Source organism: Billgrantia lactosivorans (assembly GCF_003254665.1).
GTDB classification, from domain to species: Bacteria; Pseudomonadota; Gammaproteobacteria; order Pseudomonadales; family Halomonadaceae; genus Halomonas; species Halomonas lactosivorans.
On the sequence record NZ_QHGY01000002.1, the window covers coordinates 330,749 to 347,004 of the forward strand.

22 protein-coding genes are annotated in these 16,256 nt (G+C 64.5%); 6 read left to right on the forward strand and 16 right to left on the reverse strand.

All coding sequences use genetic code 11. The features are described 5' to 3' along the window. Positions 1-80 precede the first annotated feature (80 nt). A complete protein-coding gene (locus DIS04_RS07100) occupies positions 81-284 on the forward strand; it encodes a putative motility protein (protein ID WP_111413079.1) in 204 nt (67 codons plus the stop codon). Here DIS04_RS07100 and DIS04_RS07105 read toward each other — a convergent pair. Both DIS04_RS07105 and DIS04_RS07110 read right to left on the reverse strand, forming a co-directional pair. After that, positions 275-976, reverse strand: coding sequence for an aspartate/glutamate racemase family protein (locus DIS04_RS07105; RefSeq protein ID WP_111413080.1), 702 nt, complete (start codon positions 974-976; stop codon positions 275-277). The genes DIS04_RS07100 and DIS04_RS07105 overlap by 10 nt on opposite strands. Before the next feature lie 51 nt (positions 977-1,027). Continuing rightward, entirely contained in the window at positions 1,028-1,729 is a 702-nt protein-coding gene (locus DIS04_RS07110) for a DUF899 domain-containing protein (protein WP_111413081.1), read from the reverse strand. 200 nt (positions 1,730-1,929) lie between these two features. Here DIS04_RS07110 and DIS04_RS07115 point away from each other — a divergent pair, with 200 nt between their 5' ends. Next, a complete protein-coding gene (locus DIS04_RS07115; RefSeq protein ID WP_111413082.1) occupies positions 1,930-2,829 on the forward strand; it encodes an arylamine N-acetyltransferase family protein in 900 nt (299 codons plus the stop codon). A 4-nt stretch (positions 2,830-2,833) separates the two neighbouring features. Here the strand turns inward: DIS04_RS07115 and DIS04_RS07120 are convergent, their stop codons facing one another. After that, positions 2,834-3,160 (reverse strand): hypothetical protein, encoded by a 327-nt coding sequence (locus tag DIS04_RS07120; RefSeq protein ID WP_111413083.1) that lies wholly within the window; start codon positions 3,158-3,160, stop codon positions 2,834-2,836. A 160-nt stretch (positions 3,161-3,320) separates the two neighbouring features. Between DIS04_RS07120 and DIS04_RS07125 the strand changes: the two genes are divergently transcribed. After that, on the forward strand, positions 3,321-4,220 hold the full coding sequence (locus DIS04_RS07125) for a LysR family transcriptional regulator (RefSeq protein WP_111413084.1): 900 nt from the start codon (positions 3,321-3,323) through the stop codon (positions 4,218-4,220). 59 nt (positions 4,221-4,279) lie between these two features. Here the strand turns inward: DIS04_RS07125 and DIS04_RS07130 are convergent, their stop codons facing one another. The 5 genes from DIS04_RS07130 to DIS04_RS07150 form a co-directional block, all read right to left on the reverse strand. Beyond that, positions 4,280-4,477 (reverse strand): hypothetical protein, encoded by a 198-nt coding sequence (locus tag DIS04_RS07130; RefSeq protein WP_111413085.1) that lies wholly within the window; start codon positions 4,475-4,477, stop codon positions 4,280-4,282. A 165-nt stretch (positions 4,478-4,642) separates the two neighbouring features. Beyond that, the gene (locus DIS04_RS07135; protein ID WP_111413086.1) at positions 4,643-5,254 is read right to left on the reverse strand and encodes a cell wall hydrolase; all 612 of its coding nucleotides are present in this window, start codon (positions 5,252-5,254) and stop codon (positions 4,643-4,645) included. 133 nt (positions 5,255-5,387) lie between these two features. Then, on the reverse strand, positions 5,388-6,350 hold the full coding sequence (locus tag DIS04_RS07140; protein WP_218938134.1) for an arsenic resistance protein: 963 nt from the start codon (positions 6,348-6,350) through the stop codon (positions 5,388-5,390). Then, positions 6,347-7,429 carry a calcium/sodium antiporter gene (locus DIS04_RS07145; RefSeq protein WP_111413087.1) on the reverse strand — a complete coding sequence of 361 codons (1,083 nt, stop codon included), beginning with the start codon at positions 7,427-7,429 and terminating at the stop codon, positions 6,347-6,349. The genes DIS04_RS07140 and DIS04_RS07145 overlap by 4 nt, the downstream gene beginning before the upstream one ends. A gap of 70 nt (positions 7,430-7,499) precedes the next feature. Continuing rightward, entirely contained in the window at positions 7,500-8,243 is a 744-nt protein-coding gene (locus tag DIS04_RS07150; protein WP_111413088.1) for a carbon-nitrogen hydrolase family protein, read from the reverse strand. A 136-nt stretch (positions 8,244-8,379) separates the two neighbouring features. On the opposite strand from DIS04_RS07150, the gene DIS04_RS07155 reads away from it, so the two are divergent. Next, a complete protein-coding gene (locus tag DIS04_RS07155; RefSeq protein ID WP_111413089.1) occupies positions 8,380-8,766 on the forward strand; it encodes a gamma-glutamylcyclotransferase family protein in 387 nt (128 codons plus the stop codon). Positions 8,767-8,772: 6 nt separating this feature from the next. Here the strand turns inward: DIS04_RS07155 and DIS04_RS07160 are convergent, their stop codons facing one another. Then, the gene (locus DIS04_RS07160; protein ID WP_111413090.1) at positions 8,773-9,441 is read right to left on the reverse strand and encodes a dihydrofolate reductase family protein; all 669 of its coding nucleotides are present in this window, start codon (positions 9,439-9,441) and stop codon (positions 8,773-8,775) included. Positions 9,442-9,647: 206 nt separating this feature from the next. Here DIS04_RS07160 and DIS04_RS07165 point away from each other — a divergent pair, with 206 nt between their 5' ends. Next, positions 9,648-10,388 (forward strand): dienelactone hydrolase family protein, encoded by a 741-nt coding sequence (locus tag DIS04_RS07165; protein WP_111413091.1) that lies wholly within the window; start codon positions 9,648-9,650, stop codon positions 10,386-10,388. Between the two features lie 125 nt (positions 10,389-10,513). Here DIS04_RS07165 and DIS04_RS07170 read toward each other — a convergent pair whose 3' ends face one another. From DIS04_RS07170 to DIS04_RS07185, 4 genes are all read right to left on the reverse strand, one after another. Beyond that, positions 10,514-10,900, reverse strand: coding sequence for a tautomerase family protein (locus DIS04_RS07170; protein WP_111413092.1), 387 nt, complete (start codon positions 10,898-10,900; stop codon positions 10,514-10,516). Between the two features lie 111 nt (positions 10,901-11,011). Then, positions 11,012-12,028 carry a DUF2235 domain-containing protein gene (locus tag DIS04_RS07175; RefSeq protein WP_111413093.1) on the reverse strand — a complete coding sequence of 339 codons (1,017 nt, stop codon included), beginning with the start codon at positions 12,026-12,028 and terminating at the stop codon, positions 11,012-11,014. Positions 12,029-12,288: 260 nt separating this feature from the next. Continuing rightward, positions 12,289-12,558 carry a hypothetical protein gene (locus DIS04_RS07180; RefSeq protein ID WP_111413094.1) on the reverse strand — a complete coding sequence of 90 codons (270 nt, stop codon included), beginning with the start codon at positions 12,556-12,558 and terminating at the stop codon, positions 12,289-12,291. A 193-nt stretch (positions 12,559-12,751) separates the two neighbouring features. Beyond that, complete coding sequence (locus DIS04_RS07185; protein ID WP_111413095.1) at positions 12,752-13,153, reverse strand: RidA family protein; 402 nt, start codon at positions 13,151-13,153, stop codon at positions 12,752-12,754. Positions 13,154-13,281: 128 nt separating this feature from the next. Between DIS04_RS07185 and DIS04_RS07190 the strand changes: the two genes are divergently transcribed. Continuing rightward, a complete protein-coding gene (locus DIS04_RS07190) occupies positions 13,282-13,875 on the forward strand; it encodes a TetR/AcrR family transcriptional regulator (protein WP_245904511.1) in 594 nt (197 codons plus the stop codon). A gap of 48 nt (positions 13,876-13,923) precedes the next feature. On the opposite strand, the gene DIS04_RS07195 is transcribed toward DIS04_RS07190, so the two are convergent. The 3 genes from DIS04_RS07195 to DIS04_RS07205 form a co-directional block, all read right to left on the reverse strand. Continuing rightward, positions 13,924-14,187 (reverse strand): LysR substrate-binding domain-containing protein, encoded by a 264-nt coding sequence (locus DIS04_RS07195; protein WP_111413096.1) that lies wholly within the window; start codon positions 14,185-14,187, stop codon positions 13,924-13,926. Further along, positions 14,184-14,534 carry a VOC family protein gene (locus DIS04_RS07200; protein WP_111413097.1) on the reverse strand — a complete coding sequence of 117 codons (351 nt, stop codon included), beginning with the start codon at positions 14,532-14,534 and terminating at the stop codon, positions 14,184-14,186. Before DIS04_RS07200 ends, DIS04_RS07195 begins: the two co-directional genes overlap by 4 nt. 102 nt (positions 14,535-14,636) lie before the next feature. Beyond that, positions 14,637-16,238 carry an SLC13 family permease gene (locus tag DIS04_RS07205; protein ID WP_245904512.1) on the reverse strand — a complete coding sequence of 534 codons (1,602 nt, stop codon included), beginning with the start codon at positions 16,236-16,238 and terminating at the stop codon, positions 14,637-14,639. Positions 16,239-16,256 lie beyond the last annotated feature (18 nt).

Below are 16,256 nucleotides of genomic sequence, written 5' to 3' on the forward strand. Positions count from 1 at the left end.
GCGGGCCGCGTTTTTGCCATCGCTTCCGCTAGCTGTTAGCGTGGCTTGACAGAAGAATCAACAAACGGGAGCGAGCAACCATGGATTCAGCCGTCAATAACATCGTTGGCCAGTCGATGGTCATGCAGCAGGCACAGGCCGCGCAGCAGGTGCAGCTCGAGGTCTACAAGGACGCCCTGGACATGCAGAAGGACCAGGTCGCCGCCCTGATGGCGTCGGCGTCGGTGGCACCGCAGCTGGCCAACGAGGGGATGGTGGGGACCCAGATCAATACCTACGCTTGATCCTCCAACGCCCACTTCACTGCCTCTTCGGCATGTATGGCCGTGGTGTCGTAGAGCGGCACCTCGGTATGGCGCTGCTGCACCAGCAGGGCGATTTCAGTACAGCCGAGAATCACCGCTTCGGCGCCTCGCTCGCGTAGCGAGGCGATGATCTCCAGGTAGCGCTGGCGCGACGTCTCCTTCACCTGCCCCAGGCACAGTTCGGTGTAGATCACCTCGTGCACCAGATCGCGCTGAGCCTCATCGGGTACCAGCACCTCGATGCCGAAGCCTTCGGCGATACGCCCCTTGTAGAAGTCCTGCTCCATGGTGAAGCGGGTGCCGAGCAGGCCGACGCGACGAATGCCGTCGGTGGCCAGGCGCTGTGCCGTGGCGTCGGCGATATGCAGCAGCGGGATCGAGACCGCTTCAGCCACCTGCGGTGCGACCTTGTGCATGGTGTTGGTGCCGATCAGCAGGAAATCCGCGCCGCCGGCCTCCACGCGGCGGGCGGCCCGGCACAGGATCTCGGCAGTGGCGTCCCAGTCGCCGGCGTGCTGCAGCCTTTCGATCTCGGCGAAGTCGACGCTGTAGAGACACAGCTTGGCCGAGTGCAGTCCGCCCAGGGCGGTTTTCACCCCTTCGTTGAGCGCCCGGTAATAGCTGACGGTGGATTCCCAGCTCATGCCGCCGAGCAGGCCGATGGTCTTCATGGTCATGGTTTCCCTCTGTTGTCGTTGTTTTCTGGCTCGCCGCATGCGTGGTCACGTCTCGTACTCGTCGTGCCGCCGGTTCCACACGTAGGGCGGCGTTTGCGGCCAGCCGGGGGGTGAGTCCTCCCAGGTTTCCTGGCGGCCGTAGGGTGTCAGGTCCAGGTAGGACCACAGGCTGCCCAGGTACTCCACGCCGCGCTTGCCGCTGAAGTAGGTACGAAACGCCCGCTCGCCGTCGCGCAGAAAGACGCTGATACCATGGCGCTCGCCGCGGTCGGTGCCGGGGGCGTCGCAGTGGCAGGTCGTCACGCCCATGTCCTGATTGAAACGGCTATTCAGCGACGAATACCACGTCGGATGCTGCCAGCCCATGCGCGCCTGGTAGCGTATAAGCTTTTCCAGCGGTGCCCGGGATACCAGCACCAGGGTGGTATCGCGGGCGTTCAGGTGGGCAGGGTGGATCATGGCATCCACCACCCAGGAACAGCCGTCGCAGCCGGCCTCCCAGTCGGGCCCGAACATGAAATGATAGACGATCAACTGGCGGCGCCCCTCGAACAGATCGAGCAGGGTGGCCTTTCCTCGTGGCCCGTCGAAGAGGTAATCGGTGCGCACCTCGGTCATCGGCAAGCGGCGCCGCACGGCGTTGAGCCTGTCGCGCTCACGCGTATGGGCTTTTTCACGAGCGATCTGTTCCTCCAGGGCGCTGCGCCACTCCTCTTCGGAGACGATGGGGGGAAGCGGTGAGGTCATGGCACGACTCCTTCCGTTCTTGTATTGAGGCACTCGGCAGCTTGTCATCAAATAGGCGCCGTAGCCATGAACAGTCAACCTCCTGCTCAGATGGCCTGTGGCTATGGGAGCGATTGGGCTTTCTTGGCTTTACCTCAAGCAAGGTTGAGGCGTTAGCCTGCATGACAAAAGGTTGCCCTTCGAAGAAAAAGGAGAACGACATGCAGGCTGTATCGACCACCCAATCGCTCCACGAATCGGCCCGGTGGGAGACCCCGGCGCTCGATCTCGAGGCCTACCTGGCCCGCATCGATTATCGGGGACCGCTGTCCCCCGACCTGGAAACCTTGAGGGCGCTCCAGCAGGCGCACCTCGCCGCGGTGCCGTTCGAGAACCTTGATGTCGTCACCGGCGGCGAGATCCGCATCGACCTGGGGAGCCTGCAGGACAAGCTGGTCCGGCGCCGGCGCGGCGGTTACTGCCATGAGCACAACACGCTGTTCGCCACGGTACTGGATCGGCTCGGCTTCGAGGTCGCGGGGCGCAACGCGAGAATGCTGATGGGCGAGGATGCCAGTGTCGTCACCCCTCTCGGTCATACCATGCTGGTGGTGAAAGCGGAAGGCCGCGACTGGCTGGTCGATGTCGGCGTTGGCAACGTCGGCCCGCGTGAGCCGATCCGGCTCGAAGTGAACAGCGAGGCGAACCATGGCCCCTGGGAGTATCGCCTGGAGCGCTCGCCGCTGGGATACTGGCTGTTGCGTCATAAGCGCCTCGGTGAGTGGTTCAACATCTACCAGTTCAGTGACGAACCCACCTATCGCGCCGACTCCGCCGAATACAACTATCTGGCATCTCATCATCCCGCATCGCCCTTCGTGCGGCGAATCGTGGCTCAGCACAACGGCGCGGAGGTACGGCTTGCGCTGACCGACCTCGAGCTGAAGATCTTCCGCCCGGGCGAGCCACCGGAGCTGCACCGGATCGCCGCCAGCGAACTGCCCGGTGTGCTGCGCGAGCGCTTCGGCCTGGCTTCGGCGCCGCAGCAGGAACGTCTCCTGCTGCGGCGCGCCGAGGCACTCACCGAGGCGACTTCCGAAGGCGAGCAGCTCGGCACCTGAGCGGTCAGCGCTGCTGTTTCACCTTGCGCTTCGCCCGCCGCTGCTCCAGCGCCTGCCCGGCATCCTCCTTCAGAGGCAGGCGCGAGGCCCACAGAATGTCGTCTCGGCTGTGGCCCATGTCCTCGAGCATATGGTCGTCGTAGGCCAGCAGATGCAGGAAGCGCTGGCGGAACCGCCGCCGGCGCTGGTATTCCCACCACTTGGTCTCAAGCCTATGGATCAACCCCAGCGGGGGCATGGCCGGCATGAAGAAGTCCGGCTGGGGGGGTGTGGCGGGGCGTTTGGTGGCGGTGTCCGTGCGTGGCTGACGTAGCGGTTCGTACTGGCTCATGTCGCACCTCCCGGCGGGCAGCCGCCAAGCGCGGATGCCGTCGTCTCTGTCGGTTGAAAGGAGGGTCGCGACCTCTTGAAGGACAGCTTGGCTCGGCCTGATGGATCACTCCAGCAAAAAGGTCTACATTGTCCTTTAAGGAAAATTGAAGGATATAGACATGACGCAAGCCGCCGCTCCCCCTGCCGACAACTGGCAGGCTTCGACTCCGCTGCTCGATACCGACGTGCTGCGTACCTTCGTGGCGATCGCCGAATGCGGCAGCTTTACCCGGGCCGCCCGGCAGGTATTCCGCACCCCTTCGGCGCTCAGCATGCAGATCAAGCGGCTGGAGGAGACGCTCGGTCAGGCGCTGTTCATACGCGAAGCCCGCCAGGTGCGGTTGACCCCGGAGGGCGAGGTGCTGCTCGGCTACGGGCGGCGCCTGCTCAAGCTCAACGAAGAGGCGGTCACGCAGTTCCTGGCGCCCAGCATATCGGGCCGGCTGGGCTTCGGCACCACCGACGACGTGGGTACGCGTATCCTGCCCGGTGTACTGGCGCAGTTCGCCCGCTCGCATCCGGCGGTTCAGGTCGACGTGGTGGTCGGCAGCAGCCGGGAGATGCTCACCAGGCTGGATGCCGGCGAACTCGACCTGGTACTGGTCACGGCGGGCAATCCCGGCCAGGAAGCGCGCGGCGAGATCGTCCACAGCGAGCCGCTGGTATGGGTGGGCAGGGAAGGCGGCGTGGCTGCACGGCGCTCGCCGCTACCGGTGGCACTGGCGCACCAGGGCTGCGCCTGGCGCGGCATGGCGCTGGAGGCGCTGAATCGGGCCGGCATCAGCTTTCGCATCGCCTATTCCTGCGAGCACTGTGCCGGCCAGGAAGCCGCCATGGTTGCCGACCTGGCGGTCTCCCCCTTCCCGCAGAGCCTGGTGCGCCCGCCGCTGCTGCGCATTGATCCCGGGCTTCTGCCGACGCTGGGGGAATATCAGCTCACGCTGGTGAAGCGGCCCGGCGCCAGCCAGGCCTGCGAAACCCTGGTAGGGCATGTGACGGCGGCCTTTCGCAGCTACTGAAAAAGGCCAGGTCGGTGCTGCGTGGCTCGTGAAGTCGCTGTGCCGGGCCGCTCGCTCGATCAGGCCTTCTCGGCGCGGATACGGTTGAGCTGCCGCTTGATCTCCGCGCGCTCCAGAATCAGCAGGTCGAGCAACTCGTCTCGTTCCTTGCGGTTCAGCCCTTCATCGCTCATCAGCCCGTCGAGCAGCGCCTCGATATCCGCTTCATGCTGGGTATCGGAAACGGCGGCGGTGGGGGGAATCAGTGAGACTAACATGGGTGCGTACCTCCAAAAGCATTACAGCCCTGATGGGCTATTTCATTGTCGTTATCCGGTGCGAGTTTTCATCTTGTAACACTATGGTGGTTGCTAGCGGCGAGTCGCGTCAAACCGAAACGGGCCAAAATCGTGCCGTTTCGCTTAAATCGGTGAGAAAAGTCATTATGGCGGGGTGCCGTTGGGCCGATAGAAGATGAAGGCCTCGGTCTCGGCGGTCAGCAGATACTCATCCGCCCAAGGGGGGTGAACGGTGCGGTCGTGAAAGTAGAGTGCCCCGTTGGTGTGGTCGGGCAGCTCCTGGTTGAGCGCCTGGCGCGCGACATCCTTGGCCACCTCGTAGGCGTCGCCCTCCACCACCTCGTCGGGCCGGCCGTCACACCACCAGGAGAACTGGCACGGGCTCTGCTCGGAGCCCTGCTTCACCACCTCGCACACGCTATTGGGGAACTCCTCGCTGGCCAGGCGATTGATGACCACATTGGCTACCGATTCCATATCGAGGCCCGGGACCCCCTTCGCTTCCCAGTAGATGGTGCGCGCTAGGCAGGTGATCGGCTCTTCCAGTGGGTCGTTGCCCTCCGGGTCGAGGACCTCTACCTCCTGCTCGCTGAGTGGCTCCACGGGCTCGGTAACCTCCACGTCTGGCGCCACCACCTGCTCCAGCACCTCGGCCTTGCGCGCGGCCTCGCCGGCCTGCGGTGCGGGGTTGACGACAGCGAGGGCAGCCACAGGCAGGGCAAGGAGGAACCAGCCGACGGAGCGAAAGGGAGACATGGCGAGAACCTTTGGTATCGTTATGGGGCGGTTCCATAGCGTAACGAAGCGGCACGCAGCGTAACGAGTATAGTTGTCCGGAACGACTCGTGCGCGCGGCCATGGAGACCCATGCCCCCCCTGCCGGCGCGGATCAGCGAGCCGAGGGGAAGAGTTCTCGCGGCACCCACCACAGGAACAGCGCCATGCCGATGAGCTCCACCAGCGACTGGAACACGATGGCCACCACGGCTGGCTCGTAGGAGGCGGGGAGCGCAAGGGCCAAGGGCAGCACGACGAAGGAGTTGCGCGTGCCCAGGCTGAAGGCCAGCACGCGCCCCTGCGCTGTGGGCAGCCTGAATACGCTGGTCAGCACACGAGCCAACAGTGCCGCAGCAACCATGAAGCCGGCAAAGGCCAGCAGCAGCCCGCCGAGAAGGGGTAACGAATCGGCAACGGCACCGACCTGGGTAGCGGCGATGTTGAACACCACCAGGCCCAGCAGCGGCACCGGCAGCCACCCCAGGCGCTCGATGCCGGCTTCACGCCTGGGCTGTCCCTGAGCCCAGGCTTCGGTCACGAAGGCCAGCAGTAATGGCAGCACGATCAGCCCGGCAAAGGCCAGCAGCAGTTCGCGCTGCACCATGGCGAGGCGCAGGTTCTCGTCCAGGAACAGCCAGAGGTAGAAGGGCAGCAGCGCGATTTGCAGCAAGAGGCTGATCGGGGCAAAGGCGATTACATGGCGCGCATTGCCTCCTCCCAGATGTGAGAAGGTGATGAACCAGTCGGTGCAGGGCACCAGCAGGACCAGCAGCATGCCCAAGCGGATAGCCGGCTCGTGGGCGAACAGGTGTGCCAGCCCCCAGGTGACGAGAGGCAACAGGACGAAGTTGCCCACCACCGCGGCCGCCATGAAGCGTGTATCGCCCCATGCGCCGCGCAGCTGTGTCAGCGGCACCTGGGTGAAGGTGACGTAGAGCAATGCCCCCAATAGCGGCCACAGCAGCGACTCAAACGCGTCGACCCGATTTGGCCAGGCGGTACCCAGGGCCAGGCCCATGGCGATGAATGCCAGGTAGACCAGGACCTGATACTGCTCGAGCGTCTGGCGAGTCAAGGCCGGCGGTCTTCTCCTGCCCTGTTCGTTGTACGCCGCAGTTCGGGCACCGCCAGCACGACCAGCGTCAGGGCGGTGATCGGCAGCACGAAGTAGAGCATCAGTGTGCTGAAGCCGACCAGGGCGTCATGCTGGGTGGCGGCCAGGATCAGGTAGGCGGTGTAGGCCACGTAGTACCCCAGCAGCACGGCCCCCTCCCAGCGATTGATGGCGCTGGCGGTGAAGCAGATCGGCAGGCAGGCGACGGCCACGGCGAGCATGACCGGAATGTCAAGGCTGAGCATGGCGTCCGACACGGCAATACCGGCGGGGGCGATCAGCCCGGCCAGGCCGAGCACGCCGAGCAGGTTGAAGATGTTGCTGCCGACCACGTTGCCCACGGCGATGTCGCGCTGACCGCGCAGGGCCGCGACGATCGACGTGACCACTTCGGGCAGCGACGTGCCGGCGGCGACCACGGTCAGGCCGATCACCTGTTCGCTGACGCCGAGCCAGGTGGCCAGCACCACCGCCGCATCGACGAACAGGCGCGAGCCGGCCACCAGCATGGCGAGCCCGCCCGCGACGAACAGCACATCGACCCCCCAGTGACTGCGCGCCGACTCGCTGGCCTCAGTCTCGGCGGGCTCCGACTGGCGCCGTCCCTGCCACAGCAGGAAACCGGTGTAGACGATCAGCCCCAGGAACAGCAGCCCGCCGTCCACCCGGCCGATGCTGCCATCCAGCGCCAGCAGCAGCATGAGCAGCGAGATACCGATCATCAGCGGAATATCCAGGCGGATCAGCTGTTGGGCCACTGCCAGCGGTACGATCAGCGCCGAGATGCCCAGGATGAACAGCACGTTGAAGATGTTGCTGCCCACCACGTTGCCGATGGCGATGCCCGCCTGGTCATCCAGGGCCGCCTTGATACTGACGACCAGTTCCGGGGCGCTGGTGCCGAAGGCCACCACGGTAAGCCCGATGATCAAGGGGGAAATGCCCACCTGCAGGGCCAGGCGCGAGGCGCCCCGAACGAGGCCCTCCGCTCCGACGATCAAGAGCGCAAGACCGACCAACAGCAGCAGTAGCGTCAGCATGTAGAGTTTCCGTTCACTGGGAGAAGGGGGGAGTTTCGGTTGGGCCTGCCGGGACTGGGTCGAGCCCCGGCTACGCCGCCGGCGAAGCGGGGACCAGCACTTGCGTGCCCAGCGTGGCAGTGTCGAGCATGAGCATCGCTTCCTGCAAGCCGTCTAGCGCCGCAACGTACCTGCCGCGATCGTTCCATGCCGCCGAACGGCCGCCGCCGACAGCGCCATCGCAGGGACCCACGCAGTTGGCCATCAGAATCGTCATGGCGTGCTCACGGGCGAAGGTCGCGTAGTAGGCATAGGCCTCGTCAAGGCCCGGGGCATGCTTGGCCACGCTGCAGAGATAGACGTCCGCGCCGAGGCTGGCCGCCGTGGCGGCATGATCGGGCTGCAGCGACTCGAAGCAGATCGCCAGCGCCAGGCGATGTTCACGGGTCTCGATCAGCATCGGCCGGTCGCCGGGCGAGAAGTAGGGCCGCTCGTCGTCGTGCAGGCGCTGCTTGGCATAGGCGTGCCGCCCCGCGTGGGGCTGGAACACCACCATGCCGATCTGCGGCTTGCCCGAAGTGACCAGTGGCAGCCCGGCGCCGATGACCATGCCGTGGGTATCGCTCAGGTGCTGGAACACGTCCAGCCGCGGGTCTTCCTCGTGGGTGGCCAGACCCTTCGCCAGCGTCGGCTCGTAGCCGGTCAGCGAGAGTTCGGGAAAGATGATCAGCTCGGCGCCATGCGACGCCGCCAGTTCGATGAACTCGGCGTGGCGCTCCACGTTGCCCTCCATATCGCCCGTCAGCGGGGCGTACTGCACGGCACACAGCTTCATGGCTCGCTCCCTCTCGCTGGCCCACGGTAAGCGTACGACATTTTGGCGTTGGGGAAATGGCGCTTTGCCTACGCGTCGACACGAGGTGCTGAGTTAGACTTACCTCTGTACCGACGCGTCGAGGAGGCAGCCTGAGATGTTCGCACCTGCGCACTCCATTGCCCGCACGCCGCTGGTGGCCGTCTACGGCACGCTGAAGCGAGGGCTGCGCAACCACCGCTGGCTGGAAGGGGCCGACTTCCTGGGCAGCGACCGGCTGACCAGCGCCACCCTCTACGATCTCGGCCCATTCCCCGGCGCCAAGCCCGAACCCTCACGTGGGGTCGAGGTGGAGGTATTTCGCATCGATGCCAACCTGCTCACCGAACTGGACAGGCTCGAGGACTGTCGCCCGCGCCAGCCGCACGCCGGGCTCTACCGCCGCGCCATTCACCCCACCACCTTCGGCCCCGCCTGGCTCTACCTCTACAACCCCGATGTGGCCGGCTGTGTAGCGATCCGGCAGGGTGGGTGGAGGCCCTGAGCTAACCTAGCCTTCCCGCCGCATCTTCTCGCGCCGAGCCACTTCCGCCGCGGTGGGCGTTTCCATGGCAAAGTCGCCGGTTTGCACCGCGCCGTCGCGCACATACTTCGCGATCACGATGCCGTTGGGCGATACTCGATGGGCCACGAGCTTGAAAGCCGCCGGCGCTGCGCCTTCGGCAAACAGCTTCTTGCCTTTCCCCAGCACCACGGGGCAGAGGAACAGGTTGATCTCGTCGACGAGGTCGCTCTCCAGCAGCGTCTGGATCAGGTCGGCGCTGCCCTGGGTGACGAGCGCCGGCCCGTCCTCCTGCTTCAGCCTGGCGACATCCGACGCCGCGTCGCGCAGCGCCACCGAGCCTTCCCAGGTCAGTTCCAGGCCCTTTCGGGTCGCCACGTACTTCTTGATCGAATTGAAGGTCCTAGCGATGGAGTCGTCCGGCCCCCCCTCGGCGTAGGGCCAGTGTGCGGCGAAGATCTCGTACGTCTTGCGCCCGAGCAGCAGGTCGAACGGCTGGCCGAACAGCCTGTCGATCTCTTCACCGAACACCTCGTCCACCAGCGGCGCGACCCAGCCGCCGTAGCGGAAGCCACCGGTCGGGTCCTCCTGCGGCCCGCCGGGCGCCTGCATGACGCCGTCCAGGGACACCATGGCGCCCACAATCACTTTTCGCATGAATCTATCCTCCTGGTAGGTTGGGTATCCGGTAGTCGAGCGAGGTGGCAAGAAATCGACAAGGGGGTGAAAGGCCTGCGAGGAGCAGGTCTGGGGCAAGGGTGCACCCCACCGCCGTAAGAGAGGAACGGCCTCGTCAACGGGCCCTGTCTCCGGTTAGATTCGTCCCTGACGACACTCATTTGCCATCGAAACCGGAGCCACTCATGTCTCGTGATATCGACATCCCCGCTGCCGACGGCACCATCGATGCTCATGTCTTCACGCCCGGGAACGCCGATGGTCCTCTTCCGGCCGTGGTGCTGTTCACCGATATCGGCGGCCTGCGCCCCTGCTATCACGAGAAGGCCCAGCAGATCGCAGACAACGGCTATGCCGTGTTGATGCCCAACATCTACTATCGCGATGCGCGCGGTCCCGTCGTGCCGGAAGGCAAGTCCTTCCGCGACCCGGACGTGAGACCGACACTGTTCGGGTATGCCGGCCGACTCACACCCGAGGCACTATCCCGCGACTTCGCCGCGCTGCTGAAATGCATCGACAGCGAAGCCGAGTTCGCCGACGGCAAGCTAGGCGTAGTGGGCTACTGCATGACCGGCGCCTTCGCGCTGCGCATGGCGGCCGAGCACCCCGAGCGTGTCGCCGCCGCGGCCGGCTTCCATTCGGCCAACCTGGCCAAGGCCGATGACCCGAACAGCCTCGTGCACGTGGTCGGCACCATCGAGGCGCGCGTCTATCTCGGCCACGCCGACAAGGACGAGCTACTGCCCCCCGAGCAGATCGCCTGCCTGGACGAAGCGCTGGCCAAGGCCGGCGTGCACTACACCACCGAACTCTACAAGGGCGCCGCCCACGGCTTCACCGCCAAGGACGCCCCGAGCTATGACGCGACCGCTGATGCGCTGCATCACAAGAGGCTGGCGATGTTGCTGGAGGAGGCGCTGTAGCGGGGCGGTCTGCTTTATCGGCGGCCCCGGGGGTTGGGGCCGCAGTGTAACGACAGCAATAAACGGCGCCCTGACAAGGGCGTCCGGTGGAGGCCCGTCGGACCGGAACGAATTTGATTTCCTTGTTACACATTGACTGAGTACTTCAGGTCACGCGCCTCATCTCCGGTCATGCCACGAAAGCCCCAACAGTGGGGCGGTTGTTCCTTGATCGTGACCTCAATATCTACCGGCGATATGCCAACCACGGACTCAATCTTGTTGAAGAGTTCCTTGATTAGAGCTTTTTGGGTCTCGGGAGTTCGACCTTGCATCATATTGATCTCAATGGCCGTGTAGGCGGGTGTCCTGCCACAAGGATAATAAAAATCCTCGGTTTTCATAGGGATAAAACGATGAGCCCGTTTGTCTTCCGGCATACCCAGTACGGACTGCATACATCCGTGAATGACCTCAGAGAGCAGAGCCTTAATCGGATTAAGGTGTTCTTTGATTCCATAGATGACTATCACGATGCCTCCTGCAATGTATATCTTGTTCAACAAGAATGAACGAGCATGCTGCCTTTTCCGGCATGTCGGCTTTGGGGCAAAAACCGCCACTTATTCCATCGACTATCTCCCTCACCCTACCAACTCCACCCGATCCCAATCGCCACCCACCGAGTCGAGTAGTTGGCTCAGCGCCGGGCTCTCGTAGGTCACGCTCGGGTCTTCCCAGCGCAGGCGTACGCTTTGGTGCAGGCAGGGTTCGGGGGTGCGAAGCTGCGAGCGACGCATGATCTTGTAGAAGCCCTTGTACTCGTCGTGCTGCCTGCCACTGTGGTTCGGGTGCATCGAGCCAAGAAAGTGCGGCTCGAAGGTGAGGCCGAATTGCCGTGCCTCGGTGGCCATCCACACGCCTGCATAGTCGCCTAGCTCATGCTGCGGGTAACCACCGCCGATGTCGGTATGCACGCCGGCGAACCATACCTGCTTGAGGTCGATGCCGGGCTTGGCCGACCACAGCGTGGGTTCGAAGTCCTGGCGGTTCTCGTCGATGGAAACGGCATGTCGGGCGTGGCGGATGATGCTGCTGGGTTCGGTGTCGTGAAACAGGTAGCGCTCGGTGCCCAAGGTGCCGAGGAACGGGGCGGGAATGCCGAGCGCGCCGACGGTATCCCACACGCCGATGAATTCGATCTCGGTTCTATCCGCCACGGCGTAGGCGCGGCGGAAGTCGGCGGCTCTTTCGCCATTCGGGGCCGAGCTTCGTGAGCGTTGACGGTAGAGTACGTAGGCTTCCGGGATTCGGTCGGCGTAGAGCCGCAGCAGGATGCCGCAGTTGCGGATCAGCCCGGCGAGGGAGCGCACGGTATAGGCGCCGCGGCTGAAGCCGAACAGGAAGAGCTGATCGCCGGGCTCGTAATTGTGAACGATGAAGCGATAGCAATCGGTGATGTTCTTGTCGATACCGGCGCCGGTGGCACCGCCACGAATGCTGTCTCCCTCGGTGCCTACGCCCCAGTCGTAGTAGACGACCTGCTTGCTGCCGGCATCGCAACAGGGTGCGATGCCGCGGGCCAGGCGCAGCACGTGCGTGGGTTCGTCACTCTCGGGGCACTGCCAAGTGCCGTCCGCGCAGATGACGATGCGCTTCATCCCGTTCCCTCCCTGCGTACTTTTTTACTAAACGTAAACCCATTGTTTCGGATGTGCTATGTGATCTCGTCCAAAAATGACCTGAGCCGTCCTGATTGAGGACATGGCTTACACACGTGTAGCAAATGGCTTACAACAAAGGGAGAAAGCAGGCGTCGTGCAACGGAGCGAACCATCCGTGGGGCGCGGTTCCCGCAGGGCGAGTCGCTCGGTGTCGATACGTGGGGGAAGCATGGTCTCCGGCCTACTTGGTGGAAGTCTCACTCCCCGTACGAGTCATTCGTGCGCGGTGCATCAGGTAGCTGCGCATCCAGCGATTGGCGGTACTTGATGCAGCCTTTCATGAATTCCGGCCATTCCGGTACCACGGGGACCGGGTCGGTCTTGTCGGGCAGTAATGCCCACAGGGCCGGGTGATGCCAGCACAGGTCGTGCCCGCTGCAGTCCCGGTGTTCGCGGATGCCTTGGCGGAGTCGTTTGGCTTCTGCGATCAGTTCCTCTCGGGTCATCCGTTCGAGGTCTTCATCCATGGGAGCCTCCATAGGGTTTTCCGATCGCTCACAGTCCCGTTCGGCGAGCGGGGTTTACCCTGATCGATCAGGTGCTGCCTGGCGTGAGTGATGCCACTCGCTGCAGTATTGGTTAGCGTGCCGAGGCCTGCAATCGATGAAAGCGCACCGCCGCCGTTCCGGCAGCGGTGCGTTCCTGGTGGGAGGCGTGGCGTTACGCCGCTGGCGCGGGAATCCGTGCGATCACCTTGATTTCAAAGTCGAAGCCCGCCAGCCAGTTGACACCGACGGCGGTCCAGTTGGGGTAGGGCGGTTGGCCGATTTCCTTGGTGCGAACCCGGTCGATCGCTTCCCACTGGGCGGCGGGATCGGTGTGGAAGGTGGTCACGTCGACGATGTCGTCGAAGGTGCAACCGGCGGCCTCGAGAACGGCCGAGAGGTTGTCGAAGGCAAGCTGCACCTGATTTTCGAAATCCGGCTCGGGGGAGCCGTCCTCACGGCTGCCGACCTGGCCCGAGACGAACAGGAAGTCGCCCGAGCGGATAGCCGCCGAATAGCGGTTGATCTCGTAGAGTGCCTGCCGTCCGGCAGGAAAGACTGCATCGCGTTTAGCCATCGTGCTGCTCCGGTGGGTAAAATTGATATACGGGCCGTATGTGACTATGCTGGCACATACACGACGTATGTCAATACGCATACGGTTCGTATGTGAAAAATTTATTGGAAGCGATGTCAGGAGAGGGTGTGGCGACGAAACGTGCGCAGATGATGGAGGAGACCCGGGCCAAGCTCGTTCGAGCCGCTCGGGAGGCCTTCGCGACCAAGGGCTATGCGGCGGCCTCGATGGACGACATCACCGCCGATGCGGGGCTGACGCGAGGGGCGCTGTATCACAATTTCGGGGGCAAGAAGGGACTGCTGCAGGCCGTGGTCGATCAGATCGATGCGGAGATGGTGGCACGTCTCATCGCGGCCCAGGAGCGGGCGCCAAGTCCGTGGGAAGGGCTGCTGGCGGAGGGTGTGACCTATATCGAAATGGCGCTGGAGCCGGAAGTCCAGCGCATCATGCTGCTGGACGGGCCGGCCGTGCTCGGCGATCCATCGCAATGGCCCAACCAGAATGCGTGCCTGTTGCGCACGACCCAGACCATTCAGGCGCTCATCGACGAGGGAACGGTCAAGCCGGTCGATGCCGAAGCCGCTGCCCGCCTGATCAACGGCGCGGCGCTCAACGCCGCGCTGTGGATTGCCGCGGCCGACGAGCCGCGCGCCGTGCTGCCGAAAGCCGTCGAGGCGTTCCGGCAGCTCGCGGCCGGCCTGCTGCAAACCGAGCGCTAAGCGGCGAATCTCCAGTATTCAGACGTCGTACGCGGCGAGCGGGCGCTGTCAGGCCTCCACCGAAAGCTTGCAGGGGATGGCCTGGGCGAGGAAGTCGATCAGCGCTCGCACGGAGGGCACGAGCCCCTTGCGATGGGAGAGGACCGCCTGGATCGTGCCGTAAGGGAAGCGCCATTCCGGCAGCACGTGTACCAGTTCCCCCTTGGCGAAGCTCACCCGGCAGATATGAGTGGGCGGCAGCGCCACGCCTAGCCCCGGCACGCTGCCGCGAGCAGCATGTCGAAGTTGCTTTTCTTTAGCCGTCCCGGTCATTCGTGCTCGAGGATATTGACGAGCTTCCCGAACGGGTCGCGGACGTAGAAGCGCCGCACGCCCCAGGGCTCGCGGGCCGGGCCGTATTCGATGGGGACGCCTGCCTTCTCGCAGCGTGCCAGCGCTGCTTCGATATCGTCGACTTCGATGGAGAGGTCGGGCACGGGCGTCCCCGAGCCGCCTTCGCTGCCGAAGCTCACCTGGACCCTCATCGTTTCATCCGAACCGTAGGTTCGAAACCAGCCGTGATCCATGAGCAGGTCGAGACCCAGGATGCCTCCATAGAAGGCCACCGCCTTGTCGAGCTCCGATGTCGCCGTGTTGGCCATGATGCGCTTGACTTTCATGTGCCACCCCGATTGTTTTTAGTGGATTCCTTAACGTTGCGGTGCCTCCCCGGGTACGGCTCTACGCTGGAAGCGGCTTCCGCTGTACTCCTGTTACCATGATCAGAACTGCAGCCCCAGCGCAAAGCCGCCGAGCAGATAGCAGAAGGTGGTGATCAATACGATGCCGATCAGGTTGAGAACGACCCCGCCCCGCGCCATCTGGGCGATGGTGACCGCCCCGGTGCCGAACACGATGGCGTTGGGTGGCGTGCCGACCGGCAGCATGAAGGCACAGGTTGCGGCGAAGGCGGCCGGGATCAGCAGCGTCATCGAGTCGGCGCCGATGCCCACCGCCACGCCGCCCAGCACGGGGATGAAGGTCGCGGCCGTGGCCGTGTTGCTGGTCACTTCCGTGAGGAAGAGCACGATGGTGGCCACGGCGGCCACCAGCAGCAGGATCGGCAGCACTGCCAGCCCGGTGATCTGCTGACCGAACCAGCTGTCCAGGCCGGTGCCCGCGACGGCGCCGGCGAGGCTCAGGCCGCCGCCAAACAGCAGCAGCACCCCCCAGGGCAGCCCGTCCTCGGCATCCTGCCAGTTCAGTACCATCTCGCTGCGGCCTCTCGCGGGCAGAAGGAACAGGGCAATGCCGGCGGCGATGGCGATGGCGGTGTCATCGAGATTGCCCAGCGGCCCCAGCCATTGGCCCACCCCGGGGATGTTGCCGAGAACGCCGGGCACGACCCACAGGAACGCCGCCGAGCCGAAGACGAGCATCACCATCTTCTCGCCCTGGCTGAGCGCGCCGAGCTTGTGGATCTCACCCTCGATCATCTCCTTGCCGCCGGGGATCTCCGCGACCTTGAAGCGGTAGAGCACCCGGGTCATCAATACCCAGCCCACCAGGATGAAGGTGAAGGCCAGCGGTACGCCGAGCATCATCCAGTCGAGAAAGCCGATTGTGCGGCCCAGTTCGTCGGCGGCGTAGCCGGCGACGATGGCGTTCGGCGGACTGCCGAGCAGGGTGCCGAGGCCGCCCATGCTGGCCGACCAGGCGATCGCCAGCAGCAGGCAGGTGCCAAAGCGCTTGATGTTCTCGTCCTGGATGAAGTCGACGTGGCCGGCGCGGTGATGGTCGTGGCCGGCGGCGGCCATCTCGGTGGATTCACCGCTGCGCTCCGCCACCAGGGCCAGCACGGAGAGCCCGATCGGCAGCATCATCAGCGTCGTGGCGGTGTTCGAGACCCACATCGACAGGAAGCCCGTGGCGAGCATCATGCCGAGCACGATCCGCTGCGGCGCGACCCCGACCCGGGCCAGCGTCAGAAGCGCGATGCGGCGGTGGAGGTTCCACTTCTCCATGGCGATGGCGATCAGGAAGCCGCCGAGGAACAGAAACACGATGGAACTGGCGTAGGGCGCCGTGGCCTGGCCGACGGTGCGCTCCGTCAGCATCGGGATCAGCACGATCGGCAGCAGGGCGGTGGCCGAGAGCGGGATCGCCTCGGTCATCCACCAGACCGCCATCAGGGTGGCGATCGTCGCGACCCAGCGCGCATCCGGCGCTAGCCCTTCGGCCTGGCCCATGGCGAGCCAGACCAGCAGTGCCAGGAGCAACCCGAGGGCGCGCAACCCCCATGTCAGCCTGGCCGATCTCCCTCCGGATTCCCTCTCCTCGGACGTGTCCCCGTTCTCATCGGTTGGTCGACGTTGATCCGCCATGCTAAGTCTCCTTTATTT

Excerpts from the sequence above, each read along its gene's own strand:
- DIS04_RS07100 (WP_111413079.1), top strand. The coding sequence starts at position 81 with ATGGATTCAGCCGTCAATAACATCGTTGGCCAGTCGATGGTCATGCAG.
- DIS04_RS07105 (WP_111413080.1), bottom strand. The coding sequence starts at position 976 with ATGAAGACCATCGGCCTGCTCGGCGGCATGAGCTGGGAATCCACCGTC.
- DIS04_RS07110 (WP_111413081.1), bottom strand. The coding sequence starts at position 1,729 with ATGACCTCACCGCTTCCCCCCATCGTCTCCGAAGAGGAGTGGCGCAGC.
- DIS04_RS07115 (WP_111413082.1), top strand. The coding sequence starts at position 1,930 with ATGCAGGCTGTATCGACCACCCAATCGCTCCACGAATCGGCCCGGTGG.
- DIS04_RS07120 (WP_111413083.1), bottom strand. The coding sequence starts at position 3,160 with ATGAGCCAGTACGAACCGCTACGTCAGCCACGCACGGACACCGCCACC.
- DIS04_RS07125 (WP_111413084.1), top strand. The coding sequence starts at position 3,321 with ATGACGCAAGCCGCCGCTCCCCCTGCCGACAACTGGCAGGCTTCGACT.
- DIS04_RS07130 (WP_111413085.1), bottom strand. The coding sequence starts at position 4,477 with ATGTTAGTCTCACTGATTCCCCCCACCGCCGCCGTTTCCGATACCCAG.
- DIS04_RS07135 (WP_111413086.1), bottom strand. The coding sequence starts at position 5,254 with ATGTCTCCCTTTCGCTCCGTCGGCTGGTTCCTCCTTGCCCTGCCTGTG.
- DIS04_RS07145 (WP_111413087.1), bottom strand. The coding sequence starts at position 7,429 with ATGCTGACGCTACTGCTGCTGTTGGTCGGTCTTGCGCTCTTGATCGTC.
- DIS04_RS07150 (WP_111413088.1), bottom strand. The coding sequence starts at position 8,243 with ATGAAGCTGTGTGCCGTGCAGTACGCCCCGCTGACGGGCGATATGGAG.
- DIS04_RS07155 (WP_111413089.1), top strand. The coding sequence starts at position 8,380 with ATGTTCGCACCTGCGCACTCCATTGCCCGCACGCCGCTGGTGGCCGTC.
- DIS04_RS07160 (WP_111413090.1), bottom strand. The coding sequence starts at position 9,441 with ATGCGAAAAGTGATTGTGGGCGCCATGGTGTCCCTGGACGGCGTCATG.
- DIS04_RS07165 (WP_111413091.1), top strand. The coding sequence starts at position 9,648 with ATGTCTCGTGATATCGACATCCCCGCTGCCGACGGCACCATCGATGCT.
- DIS04_RS07175 (WP_111413093.1), bottom strand. The coding sequence starts at position 12,028 with ATGAAGCGCATCGTCATCTGCGCGGACGGCACTTGGCAGTGCCCCGAG.
- DIS04_RS07180 (WP_111413094.1), bottom strand. The coding sequence starts at position 12,558 with ATGGATGAAGACCTCGAACGGATGACCCGAGAGGAACTGATCGCAGAA.
- DIS04_RS07185 (WP_111413095.1), bottom strand. The coding sequence starts at position 13,153 with ATGGCTAAACGCGATGCAGTCTTTCCTGCCGGACGGCAGGCACTCTAC.
- DIS04_RS07195 (WP_111413096.1), bottom strand. The coding sequence starts at position 14,187 with ATGACCGGGACGGCTAAAGAAAAGCAACTTCGACATGCTGCTCGCGGC.
- DIS04_RS07200 (WP_111413097.1), bottom strand. The coding sequence starts at position 14,534 with ATGAAAGTCAAGCGCATCATGGCCAACACGGCGACATCGGAGCTCGAC.
- DIS04_RS07205 (WP_245904512.1), bottom strand. The coding sequence starts at position 16,238 with ATGGCGGATCAACGTCGACCAACCGATGAGAACGGGGACACGTCCGAG.